This window comes from Citrobacter sp. RHBSTW-00881 (assembly GCF_013728515.1).
Lineage (GTDB): Bacteria > Pseudomonadota > Gammaproteobacteria > Enterobacterales > Enterobacteriaceae > Citrobacter > Citrobacter braakii.
On record NZ_CP056269.1, the window covers coordinates 1,846,818 to 1,868,485 of the forward strand.

At 51.9% G+C, this 21,668-nt stretch carries 15 protein-coding genes and 2 pseudogenes; 12 read left to right on the plus strand and 5 right to left on the minus strand.

Going from position 1 to position 21,668, the window contains the following annotated elements; genetic code table 11:
• The first annotated feature begins 90 nt into the window (after positions 1-90).
• Positions 91-150, plus strand: a complete 60-nt coding sequence (locus HV311_RS08680; RefSeq protein WP_109017525.1) for a type I toxin-antitoxin system Ibs family toxin — start codon at positions 91-93, stop codon at positions 148-150.
• 99 nt (positions 151-249) lie between these two features.
• Here HV311_RS08680 and yegD (HV311_RS08685) read toward each other — a convergent pair.
• The 3 genes and pseudogenes from yegD (HV311_RS08685) to yegD (HV311_RS08695) all read right to left on the minus strand — a co-directional run.
• A pseudogene (gene yegD, locus HV311_RS08685) lies at positions 250-996 on the minus strand (molecular chaperone); the annotation flags it as partial.
• A 96-nt stretch (positions 997-1,092) separates the two neighbouring features.
• Positions 1,093-2,766 (minus strand): group II intron reverse transcriptase/maturase, encoded by a 1,674-nt coding sequence (gene ltrA / locus HV311_RS08690; protein ID WP_191220975.1) that lies wholly within the window; start codon positions 2,764-2,766, stop codon positions 1,093-1,095.
• 589 nt (positions 2,767-3,355) lie between these two features.
• A pseudogene (gene yegD / locus HV311_RS08695) lies at positions 3,356-3,961 on the minus strand (molecular chaperone); the annotation flags it as partial.
• Between the two features lie 136 nt (positions 3,962-4,097).
• Here yegD (HV311_RS08695) and alkA point away from each other — a divergent pair.
• On the plus strand, positions 4,098-4,967 hold the full coding sequence (alkA, locus tag HV311_RS08700) for a DNA-3-methyladenine glycosylase 2 (RefSeq protein ID WP_191220976.1): 870 nt from the start codon (positions 4,098-4,100) through the stop codon (positions 4,965-4,967).
• Here alkA and HV311_RS08705 read toward each other — a convergent pair.
• Positions 4,935-8,264 (minus strand): diguanylate cyclase, encoded by a 3,330-nt coding sequence (locus HV311_RS08705; protein WP_075848513.1) that lies wholly within the window; start codon positions 8,262-8,264, stop codon positions 4,935-4,937. The genes alkA and HV311_RS08705 overlap by 33 nt on opposite strands.
• Positions 8,265-8,579: 315 nt before the next feature.
• Between HV311_RS08705 and udk the strand changes: the two genes are divergently transcribed.
• The 3 genes from udk (at position 8,580) to asmA (ending at position 11,770) form a co-directional block, all read left to right on the plus strand.
• Positions 8,580-9,221 (plus strand): uridine kinase, encoded by a 642-nt coding sequence (gene udk, locus HV311_RS08710; protein ID WP_003036776.1) that lies wholly within the window; start codon positions 8,580-8,582, stop codon positions 9,219-9,221.
• Positions 9,222-9,312: 91 nt separating this feature from the next.
• Positions 9,313-9,894 (plus strand): dCTP deaminase, encoded by a 582-nt coding sequence (gene dcd, locus HV311_RS08715; RefSeq protein ID WP_016153598.1) that lies wholly within the window; start codon positions 9,313-9,315, stop codon positions 9,892-9,894.
• A gap of 25 nt (positions 9,895-9,919) precedes the next feature.
• Positions 9,920-11,770: an outer membrane assembly protein AsmA gene (gene asmA, locus HV311_RS08720; RefSeq protein WP_191220977.1), complete on the plus strand. Its 1,851-nt coding sequence runs from the start codon at positions 9,920-9,922 to the stop codon at positions 11,768-11,770.
• Between the two features lie 44 nt (positions 11,771-11,814).
• Here the strand turns inward: asmA and HV311_RS08725 are convergent, their stop codons facing one another.
• The gene (locus HV311_RS08725) at positions 11,815-13,398 is read right to left on the minus strand and encodes a TerC family protein (protein WP_019077138.1); all 1,584 of its coding nucleotides are present in this window, start codon (positions 13,396-13,398) and stop codon (positions 11,815-11,817) included.
• A gap of 653 nt (positions 13,399-14,051) precedes the next feature.
• Here HV311_RS08725 and HV311_RS08730 point away from each other — a divergent pair.
• From HV311_RS08730 to wcaD, 7 genes are all read left to right on the plus strand, one after another.
• Complete coding sequence (locus HV311_RS08730) at positions 14,052-15,191, plus strand: polysaccharide export protein (RefSeq protein ID WP_191220978.1); 1,140 nt, start codon at positions 14,052-14,054, stop codon at positions 15,189-15,191.
• Positions 15,192-15,196: 5 nt separating this feature from the next.
• Positions 15,197-15,646 carry a low molecular weight protein-tyrosine-phosphatase Wzb gene (gene wzb / locus HV311_RS08735; RefSeq protein WP_016156925.1) on the plus strand — a complete coding sequence of 150 codons (450 nt, stop codon included), beginning with the start codon at positions 15,197-15,199 and terminating at the stop codon, positions 15,644-15,646.
• The gene (gene wzc, locus HV311_RS08740) at positions 15,643-17,805 is read left to right on the plus strand and encodes a tyrosine-protein kinase Wzc (RefSeq protein WP_191220979.1); all 2,163 of its coding nucleotides are present in this window, start codon (positions 15,643-15,645) and stop codon (positions 17,803-17,805) included. Before wzb ends, wzc begins: the two co-directional genes overlap by 4 nt.
• 120 nt (positions 17,806-17,925) lie before the next feature.
• Complete coding sequence (gene wcaA / locus HV311_RS08745; protein WP_016153592.1) at positions 17,926-18,768, plus strand: colanic acid biosynthesis glycosyltransferase WcaA; 843 nt, start codon at positions 17,926-17,928, stop codon at positions 18,766-18,768.
• A gap of 2 nt (positions 18,769-18,770) precedes the next feature.
• Entirely contained in the window at positions 18,771-19,259 is a 489-nt protein-coding gene (gene wcaB / locus HV311_RS08750; protein WP_191220980.1) for a colanic acid biosynthesis acetyltransferase WcaB, read from the plus strand.
• Positions 19,256-20,473, plus strand: a complete 1,218-nt coding sequence (wcaC, locus tag HV311_RS08755) for a colanic acid biosynthesis glycosyltransferase WcaC (protein WP_191220981.1) — start codon at positions 19,256-19,258, stop codon at positions 20,471-20,473. Before wcaB ends, wcaC begins: the two co-directional genes overlap by 4 nt.
• Complete coding sequence (gene wcaD, locus HV311_RS08760; RefSeq protein ID WP_016153589.1) at positions 20,448-21,665, plus strand: colanic acid polymerase WcaD; 1,218 nt, start codon at positions 20,448-20,450, stop codon at positions 21,663-21,665. The genes wcaC and wcaD overlap by 26 nt, the downstream gene beginning before the upstream one ends.
• The last annotated feature ends 3 nt before the right edge of the window (positions 21,666-21,668 follow it).

Sequence of the window (21,668 nt, forward strand, 5' to 3'; positions counted from 1 at the left end):
AAGGCAAAAAGGAGGAGAGCCAGAGATTCCAGCGGGACGCTGGAACGGAAAAGCCCCTCCCGAGGAAGGGGCCAAAATAGGGAAAGGGTTATGATGAAGCAGGTCATCATCCTGGTGATACTCTTAGTGATTAGCTTACCGGCTTACTAAGACACCAGGAGGAGGGGAAGCCCTCCCTAACCCTCATTCCTGTAAATAAACCACAGCAATGGTGATGTCAATACGCGTACTTTTCAGCATGCGAGCCGCTTAGCGGAAAACAACGTCAGCCCAGCGGGCCAGTCCGGCAGTAACGGAACCGAAATCATCGCCCCCCGCGATCGGAATCCCGGGAAGTTGCTGGGCGAGGGCTTTTTTAATCAGCGGCGAACGCGCGCTACCGCCGGTCAGGTAAATCACGTCCGGTTTTTCCTGCGCGTTTTCAAGCGCCAGTTGAACCTGCTCCAGAATGCGCGCCAGGGGCTGATTGAGCGCAGCTTCCAGCCCGTGTTGACTGATATCGGTTGCCAGCGTGTTGCTGATAAACGGTATCGCCGCCGTCACAATGGTCTGATCGGAAAGCGCGATTTTGCTCTCTTCAGCGCTGCGCACCAGGCGATAGCTCAGACGCTCGCGCCAGACTTTAAGCAGTAGGGCGACTTTATCGGCTTCTTTCGCGTCGCGGACAAGATCGTTGAGCAAGCGACCGTTGGCGCTACTGTAGAAGTCACTTTGCGCGGGAACATCGTTGATCGCGACCGCGTTCCACCAGGGCAGAATAGGTAAGGCGATCCCTTTTTCCGTTTCTCCCCCCATACCGAGCAGCGGCATCAGATGTTTAAACGCCAGCGCAATATCCAGATCGTTCCCGCCAACGCGGCAGCCGCTATGCCCCAGCAGGCTGTTTTCGCGATCGGCGCGCTGATGCCATTGCGGCCCCATCAGCAGCAGTGAACAGTCGGTTGTACCCCCGCCAATATCCACCACCAGCACGCGTTTTTCTTCCTGCAGCGTGGCTGTCGGGTAGCAGCAGCACATTACTATGCCACCGCCCCCTAAGAACGGTACGTGCGAGTTTCCCCGCATACCGCTCAAGCCTTTGAAAGCCCTCTTTCAACTGGGGCCGACTTCATTACTGTGTAGTTGTCGATGGCAATTTGGATGCAGCAGGACTAGGTTTTCCAGATTGTCACTTCCGCCAAGAGATTTCTTGAGGATGTGATGTATGTTCCATCCAGTCTTTCGAGTTATAGGTTGTTCACACAGAGGGCAGCGTGATCCTTGTTTTCTCCATATTACGAGGATCTTCTTCTGACCTTGTCGGGATTCTCTCCAAGAGTAGTCTAGTCTCTTTTCGAAATATTCTTCCCATTCAGGATCATACGAATTTGCAGCACCCTTGATTTTCACATGGTGGTACATATTCACGGCGCCTGCCCGTTGGAGAACGTATTTTCGTCCATCAGGGTCGACGCCATAAAACATCCCGTTCCGCCTTTTGATAGTCGTATGGTATTTACGAAATATCCATCGGCGGCTTCGTCCGGGATGCCTTCTCGCGCACCATTGCCATATTTTCCGCCAGATTTGATGATCAGCATTGTTGAACGCTTTTGCCGAGGCCACATGTCGATGATAATTCGCCCACCCTCTAATCAAAGGGTTTAGCTTATAGATCAGCAACCATGCAGGAACGGTTTTATTATCTTCAATAATACCTCTGACCTTACCGAGGAAGGATTTCACGTTTTTCTTCGCTGGTCTGATAATAAGCTTCCTATCAAAGCGTCGAATGTGTTGCCCCAGAAAATCAAATCCATCAGTGATATGCGTGATGACTGTTTTCTCATCCGATAGTGTCAGTCCTCGCTTACGCAGGAAGGATTGCACTAAAGGAAGCACCTCATTTTCCAGAATTTCTTTTGAACATCCGGAAATGATGAAGTCGTCCGCATAACGAACCAGGTGGACTTTATTCTTCCATGATTTCTTGGAGCGTTTCTTTCCAAAACGAATTTGAAGTTCTCCCTCCAGCCCATCCAGGGCCATATTTGCCAGCACCGGAGATATAATCCCTCCCTGTGGCGTTCCGGAGAGCGTTTCGCTGAAAGTACCTTTCTCGATGGTTCCGGCTTTCAACCACTTACGAAGTATGCGCTTGTCCATAGGGATATGTTCAAGTAGCCATTCGTGATTGATGTGATCGAAGCAACCTTTAATGTCACCTTCCAGCACCCATTTCGATGCGTATCGGGAGCTGTACATATTGCATACCTGTTGAATGGCGTCAGCCGTGCATCGCGCAGGTCTGAAACCATAACTGTTGTGGTCTGCAAGTGTCTCCGATACGGGTTCGAGTCCGGATAGGTGTAAGGCCTGCATTGCCCTGTCCAGCATTACGGGAATTCCTAATGGCCTTGTTTTGCCATTAGGTTTTGGTATATGGACTCTCTTGAGTGGTCGGGGTCTGTACCCCTTACTTTCGAGTCTAAACACCGCAGCCCATTTTGCTTCCGGGGTGTTCCAGATTTGTCCGTCAACTCCGGGTGTATTACGCCCGTTGTTTTCAGTAACTCTTTTCACTGCCAAAGCTCTGGCACTGAAGGAGCGAACCAACAATCGCTGCAATCTTTTGACTGTGCGCCATTGCTGGTTACATGTTGCCTTCGCGATCCTTGACTGAATAGTCTTAACGTGTCGGTGGGCTTGTTTCCAGTTGATGGAATGCCATCCGGTATCGTTGATGGCCGCAGTTACGCTTTTCGTCGTAATTTCCTTACCTGCCATCCCTGAAGACCTTCTCAGATGTCACGCGAACAAAGACCCGATGGAAGTCTGCCCGGTTTCCCGATGAGGCAAATTTTGAACCTCTATCCACACGATTACAGTATGGCATTCGCTTTCTCCATCCTCCTTTACCTGCATCCACATCAGGTTATCTTACGATTTCCCTGCCCATAGGGCGTAAATACAGGCTTACCAAGTTCCGAACAACATATAAACGAACGGGTTAGATTCTGTCTATCCGCCGGGGGAGTTATAGTCCATGTATTCCCACTACGAACAGGAATAACCATACCCCTTACCTTTTGGTGCAAGCCTGACAGCATCTTTGGCTTGTTTCATGTCACGACGTTTAAACGACAGTTCACTGTGTTAATCGTACCGTTCAGCCTAGCGCCTTCGCCGCACGATGCTAGCAGCGATCAGTTCCTCTCGCGATTTACTGAAGCAATGTTTGCTAAGCTACATTGTTCCAAGGGCTTCAGACAGAGCCGTTGCCAGCTTTTCCTGCCTCGGTAGGCTACAACTAATGGAATAGTTGGTTTTGTATAAATATCTATCAAAACAATATGTTGAACGACTTCTTGTCGCACTCGTAATCCAGACCAGCCGCTACCGGCTCGTACTGGAAGACGACATCCTGAAAACCGGCGCGTTTGGCCGCACGTTCAAGAATACCCTGCGCCTGGGCGTTGGCATCATCGCCCCCTAACCCCTGGAAGTTGATGGGACGACCAATAACGGCCTGGGTGATGGCTTCCGGCAACTGATTTTGTGCCTGGTTGCGGATGTGCAGCATCATCGCGCAGACCAGATCTTCAAACAGCGCAACCTGCTGCGGCTTCAGACCGCTGGCACCCAAAAATGATTTTGGCGATTTAACGAAGTACACCTCTTCCGGGTCTTCAATATATTGACCCAGCGATGCCAGACCGAACTGCACGCTGTTGGCGTTAACGTCGATGTCTTCTTCGCGGTTATAGCGCATCGCGCGGCGAAGCAGCGCCTGCGTTTCGTCGTCCGTGGTTGGGATGTCGTGATGGCGATACAGCCACTCGCTGACCGCTTCGCGCGTTGGCGCGCACAGCATTGAAGGCAGAAGCGTGCTGTTATTTTCCATTTTGAGCAGGTGAGGCTGCCCGTCACGCATAACGGCCACTGAACAGTTTGCCGTACCGTAGTCAAAACCAATAAACACCGTAAAAATCCCCATGCCAGTGAAGAAGGGGCGTGACTTTAACGAAATGTTGACGCTCCGACAACTGGAATGTGAAAGCAAGGCGCATCGATTGAATACCGTTTATGCTGTAGGTTTGCATAAAAAGGAAAACTGAATGTTCACGCTGAGCTGGCAACCGCCTTATGACTGGCCCTGGATGCTGGGATTTCTTGCCGCCCGTGCGGTTGACGGTGTCGAAACGGTGGAGGAACTGAGTTATACCAGAAGCCTGTCCGTAGGGGAGCATCGGGGTCTGGTGCGCGTCGTACTGGATTTGCACGCCAATGTGCTACACGTGACGTTAAGTTCGGGATTACAACCCGCCGCCCCCGAGTGCCTGGCGAAAATAACCCGTTTGTTTGATCTTACCTGTTGCCCGCAGCAAATTGTCAGCGCGCTGGGAAGCCTTGGTGCGGCGCGTCCGGGACTGCGCCTGCCGGGATGTGTCGATGCTTTTGAGCAAGGGGTACGGGCGATTTTAGGGCAGTTAGTCAGCGTGGCTATGGCGGCAAAACTGACGGCGAAAGTCGCGCATGCTTATGGCGACACGCTGGAGGATGCGCCAGGGTATGTTTCTTTTCCCACGCCTGAAGCGCTTGCTGACGCCGAACCGTTGCACCTGAAAGCGTTAGGGATGCCGCTCAAACGCGCTGAAGCGTTGATTCACCTGGCGCGTGCAACGCTTGAAGGAACGCTTGCGACAGTAGCGCCTGACGATATTGAGCAAGGCGTTAAGCAACTACAAACGTTTCCCGGAATAGGGCGCTGGACCGCCAACTATTTTGCGCTGCGTGGTTGGCAGGCGAAGGATGTTTTTCTACCGGATGATTATCTGATTAAACAGCGTTTTCCCGGCATGACGCCAGCCCAGATCCGGCGCTATGCAGAGCGTTGGAAACCCTGGCGCTCCTATGCACTCTTGCATATCTGGTACACGGATGGCTGGCAACCGTCAGTTGATGGCGAAATTACTGGTATTCAGTAGCAGATCCAGCGGTTGGGCGTTGGCAATAATGTCGCCATAAATCATATCAATACCGATGCCGGAAAGCGCATCCATAATAAGCGGCAACTGCACCGGACCGGCGATGCTTTTAATGTCCAGACGCTGGGCATGGCCCTGGATAATGGACACCCACATCTCGTCAATCAGGTCTCCGTGAGCGCTGGCGCTTAGCTCGCTGTCAAGCAACAGGTAATCGACAATGTGGTATTTCAGATTGTCAAAAAGCTCTAAATCACGACCGACCTGACTTAACACAATTCGACAACCGAACTGACGTAGCCGATGCAGGGCGGATATCGCCTGCGTTGGATTCGTTTTGATGACGCTGGCCGGAACGGTCAGGTGCAGCAGCCGTGGCGGTAACGGGCTATGTTGCAATTGTTCCAGCAGCTCATCAACAAGTTCTGAATTGAGCAGCCCGGCGGCGGAAAGGGGGAGCGCAACACTGAGACCCTTGCTGGCGACTGCCGGGGCAGCATTCTGGAAGAATTCGCTGAATACCCGACGGTCGAGCGCTTGATTCAATGTGGGATCGACCAGCCCGGTACGGAATGTTTGCTCTTCAATCACTTCGCCTTCAGCGGTCCCTAAGCGTAGCGATATAAGCCAGAAGCTAAACGTCTCAGGTATACGTGGAGAAGCCACGCCTCTGGCGATCATCAGCATGGGGCTGTGCATAATGGTATGCTTTTGTTCGTCCAATGACAGTTGGCTACGCGCGGCATGCGCCTGGCTTTGCTGGGGTTCATAGACGCAGACACGCCCACGTCCGCTGTTTTTCGCCGCGTAGCAGGCGATATCCGCCTGAGACATGACGTCAGTCGCAACATGGTTTTTGTCATCAATCAGCGTAATTCCCGCACTGGCGCCAATGCGGTGCAAGCGGCCATCCCACATGAAGTGGTAATCGTTAATAGCACTGATGATGCGACCTGAGATGAAGCGGGCGCTTTCGATATTACAATCCGGCAGCAACAGACCAAACTCGTCGCCGCCAAGGCGCGCCAGCATATCGCTGGACCGCAGCATGCTTAGCATCAGTGAAGAGAGTTCGCGCAGCAGGGCATCGCCTGCGGCATGACCTGCGCTATCGTTCACCGCTTTAAAACGATCAAGATCGATAAAAACAAGCACATGACTCTGGTGCGCGTCGTGCACCGTATGCAGCAACTGTTTGAGATGGTTTTCAAAGCTGACCCGATTGGCCAACTGCGTCAGGTCGTCATGCGAAGCGCTGTAGCTAAGCTGGCGCAGCATCTTACGTGACTCGGTGACATCCTGAATGACCAGCACCGAGCCAATGCTGCCGCCATCAAGGGTGCTGAGGGGCGTGATGCTGTACTGAATGTCATAACTGTTGCCGTTGCGACAATGCAGGACGACTTCTTGTTCCATTGCCTTACGCGACATGTCGGCGCTGTAGATATTTTCCATCAGCGGACCGTTATCGCCGAAAGTAATACGCAGTACCGTCAGGAGCGGAATGCCAATTGCGTTTTCCTGCTGCCAGCCGCTCATTTTCTCAGCGACCGGATTCATAAAGGTCACATTCATGTCGACATCAATACAAATCACCGCCTCGCCGATGGAGTCCAGTGTAATATGCAAACGCTCTTTTTCTTGAAACAGCGCTTCGTTGAGCTGCTTCACCTCGGTCATATCCATATTGATGCCAAGTAAGCGTTCAACTTCACCGTCTTTATTCAGTACCCGGTTGGCCAACGAGCGGATATGCCGTATGCCACCTTTTACTGCGATACGAAACTCAAGCTTAAACGGGGCTCGTGCGGCCAGCGAATCGCGAATCACATTTTCGGCGTGTTCGCGATCTTCAGGCACAACGCATTCATACCAGACTTGCCAGCTGGGCTTGATATGTGCCGGGACTTCGTAGAGATCGAACATACGCTTATCCCAGCTGATCACATCAGGCTGCAGTTCCCATTCCCAAATGCCGATCCCCCCGGCTTCATTAGCGAGCGTAATGCGCTCCATCAGCCGTTTGTTCATCCACTCGGTGTGCTTCAGATCGTTAATATCCTCAATCTGCGCAATAAAGTAGAGTGGGGTGGTGTCGCTATGGCGCACCAGCGAAACGGCCAGCAAAGCCCATACCACCTCGCCCGCGCGCGTGTAATAGCGTTTCTCCATGGAATAGCTGTTAATTTCCCCGCGCGCCAGCATGTTTAACTGTTCGAGGTCATTGTTCAAATCTTCCGGCCAGGTTAATTGCTGGAAGGTGAGCGAACGTAGCTCCTCCTGGCTATAGCCCAGAAACTGGCACAAGGCTTTATTGGCCTGTAGCCATTGCCCCTCGGTCCCGACCAGCGCCATGCCAATTGCGGAATATTCCATAGCATTGCGAAAGCGCGCTTCGCTTTCTGAGATGTGTTTGCGTTCTGCCCGAAACGCGTACATCACCATGGTCATCATATTGGCTGGCAACAGGATCATCAAAAACGGCAGCCACGGTATGCTGGTCATCATGTTCTGTTTGGGGGTGTAGAGCAGCGAAGGGTCAGCGGCCAACATCAGCGAAACCATCATCACGGTGCTGAGGAAAATTAAAAACGCCTCCATACGCGGCAGACGGACAGCGCTCCACATCAACAGGACAATAACGCAAGTAAACGGCCATGGAATGAACATCATCGACAGCCAACTGAACGTTAACGTCACCAGAAGCGTAATCAGAGTTTCAAGCAGTAATCGCGGATTGCGGTGGCGCAGCAGATAATGTGGCTTAAACAGTAAACCTAATGGTACCAGCGCCAGCGCGCCGATGGATTCTGACAGCACCCAAATGAGGAAGGTATTTAACGACGTTTCTTGCGGTAATAATAACCAGAGTAATACGCCGCCCAGCAGCGGAGGGACCACTGCGCTGCCGAATGCCAGGCGCGCCCAGTCGTTGAGATTTTGTAAAGGATTGTACCAGGGCAGCAGTTTGCGCAATAACATTGCCCCCACGACAGCCTCAATAATGTTGATGGCCGTGTAGGTAAAGCTAAGCGACTCGCCGGGGAAGAAGAGCAAAGAACCCGCGATGTTACCCAATGAGCACGCCAGCGCGATCCCCGGCCACATTTTTCCCGCATGACGGTAAAAAGCCACCATCATGATTGAGGTCGGAAACCACAGCGGCGCCAGCTGCGCACCGAAACGAGACAGTTCCAGCGAGAACAGCGTAAAGATGAAAGCCACCAGACCTAAACTGGCCAGGCGCAGTAGAGGATGAGGTAAGGTAACTAAAACATGTTGGGATTGTTTACTCATTACCACTCTACCCAAATAGCCGTTGTCGCCCAGTAGAGATGCCGGACGCATCACATTTAATCTGGGTTTATGCTAGTACAAATAATTTACAATTTATACGCCAGCTGCTCATAAATTAACACTCTCAAGCTATTAATTACTAAGGCTGGCGAATAAATGTAGCGCATGCTTTAAATATGACCGTTTTAATTTGCGACAGGGAAGGCATTGGTGCAGCCTGGGCTGGCGTCGCGCCGCTGAAATCCCTATAATTGCCGCGTTTGGCGTTTCGGCGCCGCCCTTCCTAACATCCAGGTTAATCAGGTCGCTAAATTTATGACTGATCAGTCCCATCAGTGCGTCATTATCGGCATTGCCGGCGCATCGGCTTCCGGCAAGAGTCTTATTGCCAGTACTCTTTATCGCGAATTGCGTGAACAAGTCGGTGACGAACATATTGGCGTTATTCCCGAAGACAGCTATTACAAAGATCAAAGCCATCTATCGATGGAAGAGCGTGTAAAAACCAACTACGACCATCCGAACGCGATGGATCACAGCCTGCTGTTCCAACATCTGCAAACGCTGAAACGCGGTAGTGCCATTGAGCTGCCGGTGTACAGCTACGTTGAGCACACGCGCACGCAAGACACTATTCATATCGAACCCAAGAAAGTCATCATCCTGGAAGGCATTTTGCTGCTGACGGATGCGCGTTTGCGTGATGAGATGAACTTCTCTATTTTTGTTGATACCCCGCTGGATATTTGCCTGATGCGCCGTATCAAGCGCGATGTGAACGAACGTGGTCGTTCAATGGATTCAGTGATGGCGCAATATCAGAAAACCGTCCGTCCAATGTTCCTGCAATTTATTGAGCCTTCAAAACAATACGCCGACATCATTGTGCCGCGCGGGGGTAAAAACCGCATCGCCATCGATATTCTGAAGGCTAAAATCAGTCAGTTCTTTGAATAAGTTCAGCGAATTGTGTACCGTTCAGTGATAACCTGGTTCACCCTTAATGCACCTGGCATTAAGGGGTTGAAGCACGAAAGGAGAAAGTGCCATGCGTTTATGTGACCGAGATATTGAAGCCTGGTTGGATCAAGGTCGTCTGTCGATCAATCCACGCCCTCCTGTCGAGCGAATCAACGGCGCCACGGTAGATGTGCGCCTTGGCAACAAATTCCGTACGTTCCGCGGGCATACGGCGGCGTATATCGATCTGAGCGGACCGAAAGATGAAGTCAGCGCCGCGCTGGATCGCGTGATGAGTGATGAAATCGTCCTCAAAGACGGCGAGGCATTTTTCCTGCATCCGGGCGAACTGGCGCTGGCAGTGACGTTCGAATCCGTGACGCTGCCTTCCGATCTTGTGGGTTGGTTAGATGGCCGTTCTTCGCTGGCGCGTCTGGGACTGATGGTACACGTCACCGCACACCGTATCGATCCGGGCTGGTCTGGCTGCATCGTACTGGAGTTTTACAACTCCGGAAAACTACCGCTGGCCCTGCGTCCTGGCATGCCGATTGGCGCATTAAGCTTCGAACCGCTTTCCGGTCCGGCGGCGCGACCTTACAACCGTCGTCAGGATGCAAAGTATCGCGATCAGCAGGGCGCCGTTGCCAGCCGGATCGATAAAGACTGAGTATTTTCAGTCCATTGGGGATAGCATGAGACGATTTCTGACGACGCTGATGATCCTACTGGTCGTGCTGGTGGCCGGTTTTTCTGCGTTAGTACTGTTGGTTAATCCGAATGATTTCCGCGCATATATGGTCAAGCAGGTTGCTGCGCGTAGCGGATATCAGCTGCAGTTAGATGGCCCTCTGCGTTGGCACGTATGGCCACAGCTGAGTATCCTCTCGGGGCGCATGGTGTTAACGGCTGAAGGCGCCAGCGAACCCCTGATTCGTGCCGACAATATGCGTCTTGACGTCGCGTTGTGGCCGCTGTTGAGTCACCAGCTCAGTGTGAAGCAGGTGATGCTCAAAGGCGCGGTGATTCAACTGACCCCGCAAACTGAAGCGGTGCGCGGCGAAGATGCGCCCGTTGCCCCAAAAGACAATACCTTGCCCGACCTGGCTGAAGACAGAGGATGGTCGTTTGATATTGCCCGCCTGCGTGTTGCCGATAGCGTTCTGGTATTCCAGCATGAAGACGATGAACAGATCACGGTTCGCGATATTCGTCTGGACATGGAACAGGATAATCAGCACCGCGGCACGTTTGATTTCTCCGGGCGCGTTAACCGCGATCAGCGTGACCTCGCATTATCCTTCAACGGCAGCGTTGATGCCTCCGACTATCCGCATAACTTATCCGCGAATATTGAGCAGCTAAGCTGGCAACTGCAGGGGGCCGATCTACCGACGCAGGGGATCAAAGGTCAGGGACAGTTTCAGGCGCAGTGGCTGGAAGAGAAAAAACAGCTCGCGTTTAGCCAGATTCATTTGACCGCTAACGACAGCTCTCTCGCCGGGCAAGCTTATGTGACATTGTTGGATAAACCAGAATGGGCCGTCGACCTGAAGTTTGGTCAGCTCAATCTGGACAATCTGCTCGTACAGCGTGAGGCTGTGACGACGAACGGTGAGGTTCAGCAAGGTCAGAGTCAGTCAACGCTGGCGCGCCCCGTCATTGCTTCCCAGGTTGATGCCGTTTCGTATCAGGGACTGAAGGGATTTTCGGCAGACATCGCGTTGCAAGCTGACAAAGTGCTGTGGCGGAAAATGGCGTTTGACAATGTCTCGGCAAAAATTGACAACCAGTTCGGCTTGTTGAATGTTACGCAGTTGCAGGGGAAAAGTGACGGTGGGCTGGTGTCGCTTCCTGGTATGCTGGATGCCAGAAAAGGACAGCCGCGAGCGGTCTTCCATCCGCGCCTGGAAGGCGTAGAAATTGGTACTATCCTGAAAGCCTTCGACTACCCCATCGCCCTCACCGGTAAGCTGTCACTGGCAGGGGATTTCTCTGGCTCAGATATTGATGCCCAGGCGTTTCGTCATAGCTGGCAAGGGCAGGCCCATGTCGAAATGAGCGATACGCGAATGGAAGGAATGAACTTCCAGCAGATGATACAACAGGCCGTCGAACGTAGCGGTGGGGATGTTAAAGCTCAGCAAAACCTGGATAACGTGACCCGGTTGGATCATTTTGTAACCGATATGACGCTGGATAACGGCGAGGTTACGCTGGATAACATGGCGGGTGAGTCGGCGATGCTGGCGCTGACCGGCAAGGGAACGCTGGATCTGGTGAAGCTGAATTGCGACACGCTGTTTAACATTCGCGTGCTGGGCGGCTGGGATGGCGAAAGTAAGCTGATTAACTTCCTGAAGGCTACCCCGGTTCCTCTCAGAGTCTACGGACAGTGGCAGGCGCTAAACTACAGTCTGCAGGTCGACCAGATTTTGCGTAAGCATTTGCAGGATGAAGCGAAACGTCGCCTTAACGACTGGGCCGATCGCAATAAAGACTCCCGCAACGGTAAAGATGTTAAAAAGTTGCTGGATAAACTCTGATTCATATTGCCGGATGGCGGTTGATGCCGCCTCCGGCTCGTGATTTACACCTCGTAATCCATCTCTTCTTCACTGTGCAGCGGTATCAGTTGGACTTTTTGCACGCGATGATTTTCCACCTGCAGGGTTTTTAGTCGATAGTCGCCGACCTGAACTTCCTCCCCGGTTTTCGGGATGCGCTGCAAATACTCCATTAACAGTCCGGCAATGGTGTGATATTCACGCTTATCATCTAACGGGATAGGCACGTACTGCACCAGATCTTCCAGCGGCATGTGTCCGTTTGCGGTCCATGAACCATCCGCGTTTTTCTGAATGTCATGGCGGGCGTCAATCTCCTCTACCTCATTTGGCAGGTTACCGGCGATGGTTTCCATCACGTCACTGAGCGTTACAATCCCTTCAACTGACCCAAATTCATCGGCCACAAAAGCGAAGTGCGTCCGGGCGTTACGGAACTGTTCAAGCGCCGGAAGCAGCGGTAGAGTTTCCGGGAACACCAACGGCTGGCGAATCAAGACGCGTAAGTCGAGCGGCTCGCCGCGAAGAGATTGCTGCAACAGGTCGATGACATGCACCACGCCCAGCAAGTCTTCCTGCTCATCTTCGCCGGTGACCACCAGACGCGTATGCTGGTTTTTTTCCAGCAAAGCGCGGATTTCTGTTTCCGGCGCATTGAGGTCGATGTGCTCAATATCATGGCGCGAGGTCATGATACTGCTGACCGTACGCTGGTTAAGGTTCAGCACACGTTCAATCATCCGCCGTTCCTGAGGGGCAAAAATTTGGCCTTCATGATGGTCTGCCAGCATGGCCGCGGTTTCGGCATCCAGTTCGGCGTCTTCTTTTTGCCCGCTCAGCAGTCGCATTACCGCCTCGGCGGTGCGCTGGCGCAGGGTATGGTTGGCTGACAGGAAGCGACGACGGTTAAAGATAGCCAACTGGTTCAATGCTTCTATCATGACCGAGAAGCCGATGGCGGCGTACAGGTAACCTTTCGGAATATGGAAACCAAACCCATCGGCGACCAGACTGAAACCAATCATCAGCAAGAAGCTCAGGCACAGAATGACGATAGTGGGATGGCTGTTGACAAAGCGCGTCAGCGACTTGCTGGCAAGCACCATCAGGCTGATGGCAATAATCACCGCAGCCATCATTACCGCCAGGTGATCGACCATTCCCACGGCGGTAATGACGGAATCCAGGGAGAAGATAGCGTCCAGCACGACTATTTGCGCGACGACGCCCCAGAACTTAGCGCCTTTACGCTGGGTCGGGTTCTCGCTGTCTTTGCCTTCCAGCCGTTCGTTTAGCTCCATGGTGGCTTTAAACAGCAGGAAGAAACCGCCGAACAGCATGATCAGATCGCGCGCGCTGAAGCTCAGGCCGCGAATGCTGAACAGCGGCGTGGTCAGCGTTACCAGCCATGATATTGATGCCAACAGCAGCAGGCGCATGACCATCGCCAGCAGTAGCCCGGTAATACGCGCCTTATCCCGCTGGGCAGGAGGCAGTTTCTCCGCGAGGATGGCAATAAAAACAAGATTATCAATGCCAAGAACAAGTTCGATCACGATTAGCGTGACGAGTCCGGCCCAGATTGACGGATCGGCAATCCATTCCATAGTAAATGCTATACCCATAGTTGTATGACAATTGTCACAATTCGATCATGGGTAAAACTGGCGAAAAATGCAATGGCGAGGAGGGATTTCTCTGTAGCCTATTACAACCAGGTACGGGATATTAGCCTTAATGTAACTACAGGAAATAATATTATTAATCCAAAGCTCTTTAAGAAATATCGCAGGTGGGATATTTCTATATTAATGTTGTCAATATCAATAAAATCCTAAAAATATACAAATTCAACGCTTAATATTAATCTTAAAAGCAAGTTGTCGGTAACTTGTTACCTTGCCTGATATTCGCTTAGCTGCAACAATTCCTCCGGTAATAATCAAAAGATAAATATTTCCTTATCAACCAGCGGCGCTATTCCTGATGCGTTCCCGCTATGAATGTGATGAAAATAAAGGGGAAGATAAAATTTATATTAATCAGTGCATTGGTAGCTAATAAGCCAGGGGCGGTAGCGTGTCTGGTCGCCTGAGATGAGCCTAAATTATTCTGTCAAGAGACCGCAGATGAATTCATTTTTTTTTAGGATAGATGCCAGTTAAATTCCTTTTCAATTAACGGCAAGGTAAATGCGTACAGGCGAAGTCGCTATTTAGATCGCACGTGATAATTACTCTGCCAAAGTGATAAATAATCAATGATGAAATCCAAACTTAAATTGATGCCTGTATTGGTATCGGTAATCTTGATAAACGGTTGTACCGTGCTTCCGGGCAGCAATATGTCTACGATGGGCAAAGATGTGATTAAACAGCAGGACGCTGATTTTGATATCGATCGCATGGTGAATGTTTATCCACTCACCCCACGACTGGTCGAACAATTACGTCCCCGACCAAATGTTGCGCAGCCTAATATGTCTCTCGACCAGGAGATTGCCGGGTATCAGTACCGGGTCGGCCCGGGCGATGTCCTGAATGTCACCGTCTGGGATCATCCTGAACTCACCACGCCGGCCGGGCAGTATCGTAGCTCAAGTGATGCCGGCAACTGGGTGCAGCCTGATGGCACCATGTTTTACCCCTACATCGGCAAAGTTAGCGTGTCAGGGAAAAAGTTGGCCGAAATTCGTAGTGATATTACCGGGCGCTTAGCGAAGTACATTGCTGACCCGCAGGTGGACGTTAATATCGCCGCTTTCCGTTCGCAGAAGGCCTATGTCTCCGGGCAGGTGAACAAATCCGGCCAGCAGGCCATCACCAACGTGCCGCTTACCGTTCTCGATGCCATTAACGCCGCAGGCGGTCTCACCGAGGCGGCAGACTGGCGCAACGTTGTACTGACTCATAAAGGGCAGGAGCAACGTATTTCACTGCAAGCGCTAATGCAAAATGGCGACCTGAGCCAGAACCGTCTGCTCTATCCTGGCGACATCCTGTTTGTTCCGCGTAATGACGATTTGAAAGTCTTCGTGATGGGGGAAGTGAAAAAACAGAGCACCCTCAAAATGGACTTCAGCGGCATGACGCTCACCGAAGCGCTCGGCAACGCGGAAGGTATCGACCTGACCACCTCCAACGCCAGCGGCATTTTCGTTATTCGTCCATTGAAAGGCGAGGGCGGGAACAACGGCAAGATCGCCAATATCTATCAGCTTGATATGTCCGATGCGACATCGCTGGTGATGGCGACGTCATTCCGACTCCAGCCATACGATGTGGTGTACGTCACTACCGCGCCGGTTGCTCGCTGGAACCGTTTGATCAATCAGTTGCTGCCGACTATTAGCGGTGTTCGCTATATGACGGACACGGCCAGCGACCTTCACAACTGGTAATCGTCATGTTTAACAAAATCTTAGTTGTCTGTGTGGGGAACATTTGCCGCTCTCCGACGGCAGAGCGCTTGTTAAGGCAATTTCACCCGGCGCTGACGGTCTCTTCTGCCGGTCTCGGGGCGTTGGTAGGCAAAGGCGCGGACCCGTGCGCCATCAGCGTGGCGCAGGCGCACAACTTGTCACTGGAAAATCATTGTGCCCGGCAGATCTCGGGACGAATGTGCCGGGAGTATGACCTGATCCTGACCATGGAAAAACGCCATATCTCTGCCCTGTGTGAAATGGTGCCGGAGATGCGCGGCAAAGTGATGCTGTTTGGTCACTGGGACAGCGAGCGCGAAATTCCCGATCCGTATCGTAAAAGTCGTGATGCGTTTGACGCGGTGTACGCATTACTTGAACGGTCTGCACGCCAATGGGCTCAGGCATTGAACGCAGAGCAGGGAAAACAATGACAGAAAAAGTAAAACAGTCTGCTGCGCCGGTAACGGGCAATGATGAAATCGATATTGGTCGTCTGGTGGCAACGGTGGTGGAAGCCCGCTGGTGGGTGCTTGGTATTACTGCGGCATTTGCATTATGCGCAGCGGTCTACACGCTATTTGCCACTCCCATTTACAGTGCGGACGCGCTGGTGCAAATTGAGCAAAATACCGGAAATTCACTGGTGCAGGATATTGGCTCGGCGTTGTCGAACAAACCTCCGGCCTCTGAAGCGGAAATTCAGCTCATCCAGTCACGGCTGGTATTGGGGAAAACGGTAGACGATCTCAACCTGGATATCGCGGTTACCAAAGATACGTTCCCCATTTTTGGCGCGGGTTGGGATCGGTTGATGGGTCGCCAGAACGAAACGGTTAACGTGACGACTTTCACGCTGCCAAAGGCAATGAATGAACAGACCTTCACGCTAAGCGTGCTGAATGACAAAAGTTATCAGCTGGTGAGTGACGGAGGTTTTAGCGCCCAGGGGCAGGTTGGGCAGGTGCTGAAACATGACGGCGTGACGATGCTGGTCGAGGCGATCCATGCCAGCCCTGAGAGCCAATTTACCGTCAGCAAATTCTCCACGCTGGGCATGATCAACACCTTGCAAAATAACCTGATGGTGACGGAAACCGGCAAAGACACTGGCGTACTGAGCCTGACCTTTACCGGCGAAGACCGCGAGAAAATCCGCCAGATCCTTGACAGTATTACCCGCAACTACCTGCAACAAAACGTGGAGCGTAAATCTGAAGAGGCCGCCAAAAGTCTGGCGTTTCTGGCAAAGCAGTTGCCCGAGGTACGTAACCGGCTGGACGTTGCCGAAAACAAGCTGAATGCCTTTCGTCAGGACAAAGACTCCGTGGATTTGCCGCTGGAAGCCAAAGCGGTGCTGGATTCCATGGTGAATATTGATGCGCAGCTTAATGAGCTGACCTTCAAAGAAGCGGAGATTTCCAAGCTGTTCACCAAAGCGCACCCTGCGTACCGCACCTTGTTGGAAAAACGCCAGGCGCTGGAAGATGAGAAAAGCAAGCTGAATGGGCGCGTAACGGCGATGCCGAAAACGCAGCAGGAAATTGTCCGCCTGACGCGTGACGTGGAGTCCGGCCAGCAGGTCTATATGCAACTGCTGAACAAGCAGCAGGAGCTGAAGATTACCGAGGCCAGTACGGTCGGAGATGTACGCATCGTCGATCCCGCGATTGCCCAGCCAGGCGTGCTGAAGCCGAAAACGACGCTGATTATTCTCGGCAGCATCATTCTTGGTTTGATGCTTTCAGTGGTGGGCGTACTGTTGCGTTCCCTGTTTAATCGCGGCATTGAAAGCCCACAGGCGCTGGAAGAGCATGGTATCAGCGTGTATGCCAGCATTCCGCTATCAGAATGGCAAAAAGCACGCGATAACGTGCAAACCATTAAAGGCGTGAAACGCTACAAGCAAAGCCAGTTGCTGGCAGTGGGGAATCCGACGGATCTTGCGATAGAAGCGGTCCGCAGCCTGCGTACCAGCCTGCACTTTGCCATGATGCAGGCGCGCAACAACGTCTTGATGCTGACCGGCGTCAGCCCGTCAATTGGTAAAACGTTTGTCTGCGCCAACCTGGCGGCGGTCGTTAGTCAGACCAACAAACGCGTGCTGTTGATCGACTGCGACATGCGCAAAGGCTATACCCACGAGCTGCTGGGGACCAATAACGTTAACGGTCTGTCTGAGATCCTCATCGGCAAGGGGGATATCTCATCCAGCGCGAAACCGACATCGATTCCACATTTTGATCTGATCCCTCGCGGACAAATTCCCCCCAACCCCTCCGAACTGCTGATGAGTGAACGCTTTGGCGAACTGATTGCATGGGCCAGCTCGCACTATGACCTGGTGCTGATCGATACCCCGCCAATACTGGCGGTGACCGACGCGGCTATCGTGGGGCGTCACGTTGGAACCACGCTGATGGTGGCGCGTTACGCGGTCAACACGCTGAAAGAGGTGGAAACCAGCCTGAGTCGCTTTGAGCAAAACGGCATTCAGGTGAAAGGGGTGATCCTGAACTCGATCTTCCGCCGCGCCAGCGGGTATCAGGATTACGGTTACTACGAATACGAGTACACCTCGGATACGAAATAGGTTACGAACATTGCCGGATAGCGGCCCACAAAAACATATTTATACCCTAAATAATTCGAGTTGCAGGAAAGCCAACGCAGATGCAACTCGAAGTATGACGGGGATATCTGGGAAACGAAAATGACGACAGACAACCCGCTAATTTCAATTTATATGCCCACCTGGAACCGTCAGCAACTGGCCATCCGGGCGATTAAATCGGTACTGCGCCAGGACTATCCTCACTGGGAGATGATCATTGTGGATGATTGCTCTTCCTCGTATGAGCAACTGCAGCAATTTGTTGAAGAGCTCAACGATCCGCGTGTGTCGTATACGCGTAATCCCACTAACTCCGGAGCCTGTGCGGTGCGTAATCAGGCCATCATGCAGGCCAGTGGGCAATATATTACGGGTATTGATGATGATGATGAATGGACGCCGAACCGCCTGAGCGTATTTCTCAATTATCGCCATCATCTGGTGACGCGGGCGTTTCTGTATGCCAATGACTATGTCTGTGAAGGCGAAGTATATTCGCAGCCGACCAGTTTGCCGCTCTATCCGAAGGCCGTTTATTCACGCCGTAAATTTTATAAGCGCAATATTATTGGTAATCAGGTATTTACCTGGGCCTGGCGGTTTAAAGCATGCCTGTTCGACACCACGCTGAAAGCGGCGCAGGATTATGACATTTTCCTGCGCATGGTGGTGGCGTATGGCAAACCGTGGAAGGTAAAAGAGGCAACGCAGATCCTGCATGTGAATCACGGTGAAATGCGTATTACCTCATCCCCGCATAAATTCTCCGGCTACTTTCAGTTCTACCGTAAGCACAAAGGCAAATTTGACCGGGCCAGCAAGAAATATCAGCTGTTTACCCTCTACCAAATCCGCAATAAACGGATGAACTGGCGCACGTTGCTGACGCTGCTTTCTGTTCGCAATAGTAAGCGCCTGGCCGACGGACTGCGAGGACGCTAAGTATGCTGGAAGATTTACGCGCGAACGGCTGGAGTCTGCGACCCTGCTGCATGGTGGTGGCCTATCGGATTGCCCATTTTTGCTCCGTCTGGCGTAAAAAAAATGTCTTGAACAACCTGTGGGCGGCGCCGGTGCTGGTGATGTATCGCCTTATCACTGAATGCGTGTTTGGCTATGAAATCCAGGCCGCTGCATCTATTGGTCGTCGTTTCACCATCCATCATGGCTATGGGGTGGTGATCAATAAACACGTGGTGGCGGGGGATGATTTCACCCTGCGCCACGGCGTCACCATCGGCAATCTTGGCGGCAACGATCTGTCCTGTCCGGTCATCGGTAACGGCGTTGATCTGGGGGCCAATGTCACTCTGCTTGGCGGCGTTGCCATTGGCGATAACGTGACGATTGGCGCCGGGAGCGTCGTAGTGGATAGCATCCCGGACAATACGCTGGTCGTGGGCGAGAAGGCACGGGTGAAGGTAATAAAATGAAGATATTACAGTTTAATGTGCGGCTCGCAGAAGGCGGGGCGGCAGGCGTGGCGTTAGATTTGCATCTGAGGGCGCTGGAAAAAGGGCTGTCATCGCGTTTTGTCTACGGCTATGGCAAAGGCGGTAAGAAAAGCGTCAGCCATGCGAATTACCCGCAGGTTATCAAACATACGCCGCGTCTGACGTCGGCGGCGAACATTGCGCTGTTTCGTTTCGCGAACCGCGACATGTTTGGCAATCTCGACAAGTTGTACCGTACGGTAACCCGCACTTCCGGCCCGCTGGTACTGCATTTTCATGTGTTGCACAGCTACTGGTTGAATCTGGAAGAGGTGGTCGCCTTTTGCCAAAAAGTAAAGGCGCATAAACCGGATATCACCTTCGTCTGGACGCTGCACGATCACTGGAGCGTGACCGGGCGCTGTGCCTTTACCGATGGCTGCGAAAGCTGGAAAACGGGCTGTCAGAAATGTCCAACGCTCAGTAACTATCCGCCGGTAAAAATCGATAAAGCCCATCAACAGTTGCCTGGTAAACGGCAGATGTTTCGCGCCATGCTGGCGCTGGGCTGCCAGTTCATCTCGCCCAGTCAGCATGTGGCCGACGCATTCAACAGTCTGTATGGCGCCGGTCGTTGCCGCATTATTAACAACGGCATCGATGTGGCAACGGAAGCCATTCTTGCCGAACTTCCCGTTAAGCATGAGGAAAGCGGCAGACCGAAAATCGCCGTGGTGGCCCATGACCTGCGCTATGACGGAAAAACCAGTCAGCAACTGGTGCGAGCGATGATTGCGCTCGGAGACAAAATTGAGCTGCATACCTTCGGCAAATTTTCTCCGTTTGTCGGGGATAACGTCATCAATCACGGGTTTGAGAGCGATAAGCGCACGTTGATGAGCGTGCTTAACGAGATGGATGGGCTGGTGTTCAGCTCGCGCGTTGATAACTACCCGCTGATTCTGTGCGAAGCGCTTTCCATCGGCGTACCGGTGATTGCTACGCACAGCGATGCCGCGCAGGAAGTACTGGCGAAATCGGGCGGCAAAACGTTCAGCGAAGCGGATGTTTTGCACCTGGTGCAACTGAAAAGATCAGACATTGCGCAGGCGGTATTTGACACGTCGCTTGCCGCGTTCAGCCAGCGCAGCCGGGTGGCATACAGTGGGCAACAGATGCTGGAGGAGTATGTCTCGTTCTATCAGAATCTGTAGCTATCTGGTGCTACCGCTGCTTTATCTGCTGGTTAACGTCAAACTCGCCCAGCTTGGCGAGAGCTTCCCGATAACTATCGTCACGTTCTTGCCCGTTCTGCTGTTGCTGTTTGTCGAGCGCATCAATATTAAAAAATTAATGATTGCGCTGGGCGTGGGGGGCGGACTGACGGCGTTTAACTATCTGTTCGGACAATCACTGGATGCCAGCAAGTACGTGACGTCCGCAATGCTGTTTGTCTATACCGTGGTGATTATCGGTATGGTGTGGAGTATTCGCTTCAAAACCATTTCGCCGCATAACTACATTAAGATCTTGCGTTTTTTCTGGCTGGTTGTGGGCCTGGTGGTGGGGTTAGCTGCGGTGGAAATGGCGCAGATAATTCTTAGTGGCGGCAGCAGTTTAATGGAAGTTATTTCGAAATATCTTATTTACAGTAATAGCTATGTTCTGAACTTTATTAAGTTTGGCGGGAAGCGCACTACTGCACTCTATTTCGAACCGGCATTCTTCGCTCTGGCGTTAATCTCAATTTGGCTCAGTATCAAACAGTTTGGTATCAAAACGCCTAAGTCCGATGCTATGATTCTGGCAGGGATAATATTATCAGGATCGTTTTCAGGGGTAATGACATTTATTTTGTTTTACCTCCTGGAGTGGGCGTTCCAGTATCTGAATAAAGATGCGATAAAAAAGAAGTTGCCGCTGGCGATAATCTCATTAAGCGTGTTTGTTGTTGGTGTGATATTTGCGTTTCCGTACATCGCGACACGGCTTGGAGATTTAGGAACTGAAGGCTCATCATCGTATTATCGTATCGTGGGACCATTAGTAATGGTCGGTTATTCATTACTTAACGTTGATGGGGTAGTGAGATTCGGCTCACTTTATGAATATGTTGCGTCATTCGGAATTTTTAACGGTGCAGATGTTGGTAAAACGATAGACAATGGCTTGTATCTGCTGATTATTTATTTCTCATGGTTCGCGGTGATATTAGCCCTGTGGTACATGGGGAAAGTCATGAAGATGATGATCAATGCGTTTGGTGATAATCAGAATTATCGGGTGCAGCTTTATCTTTTTACGCCGCTGTCGCTGTTTTTTACAGGTTCAGTATTTAGTCCGGAATACGCATTTTTAATTGTATGTCCGTTTATTTTGCGCAAGGCGCTGAATATAGCGAGGTAGAAC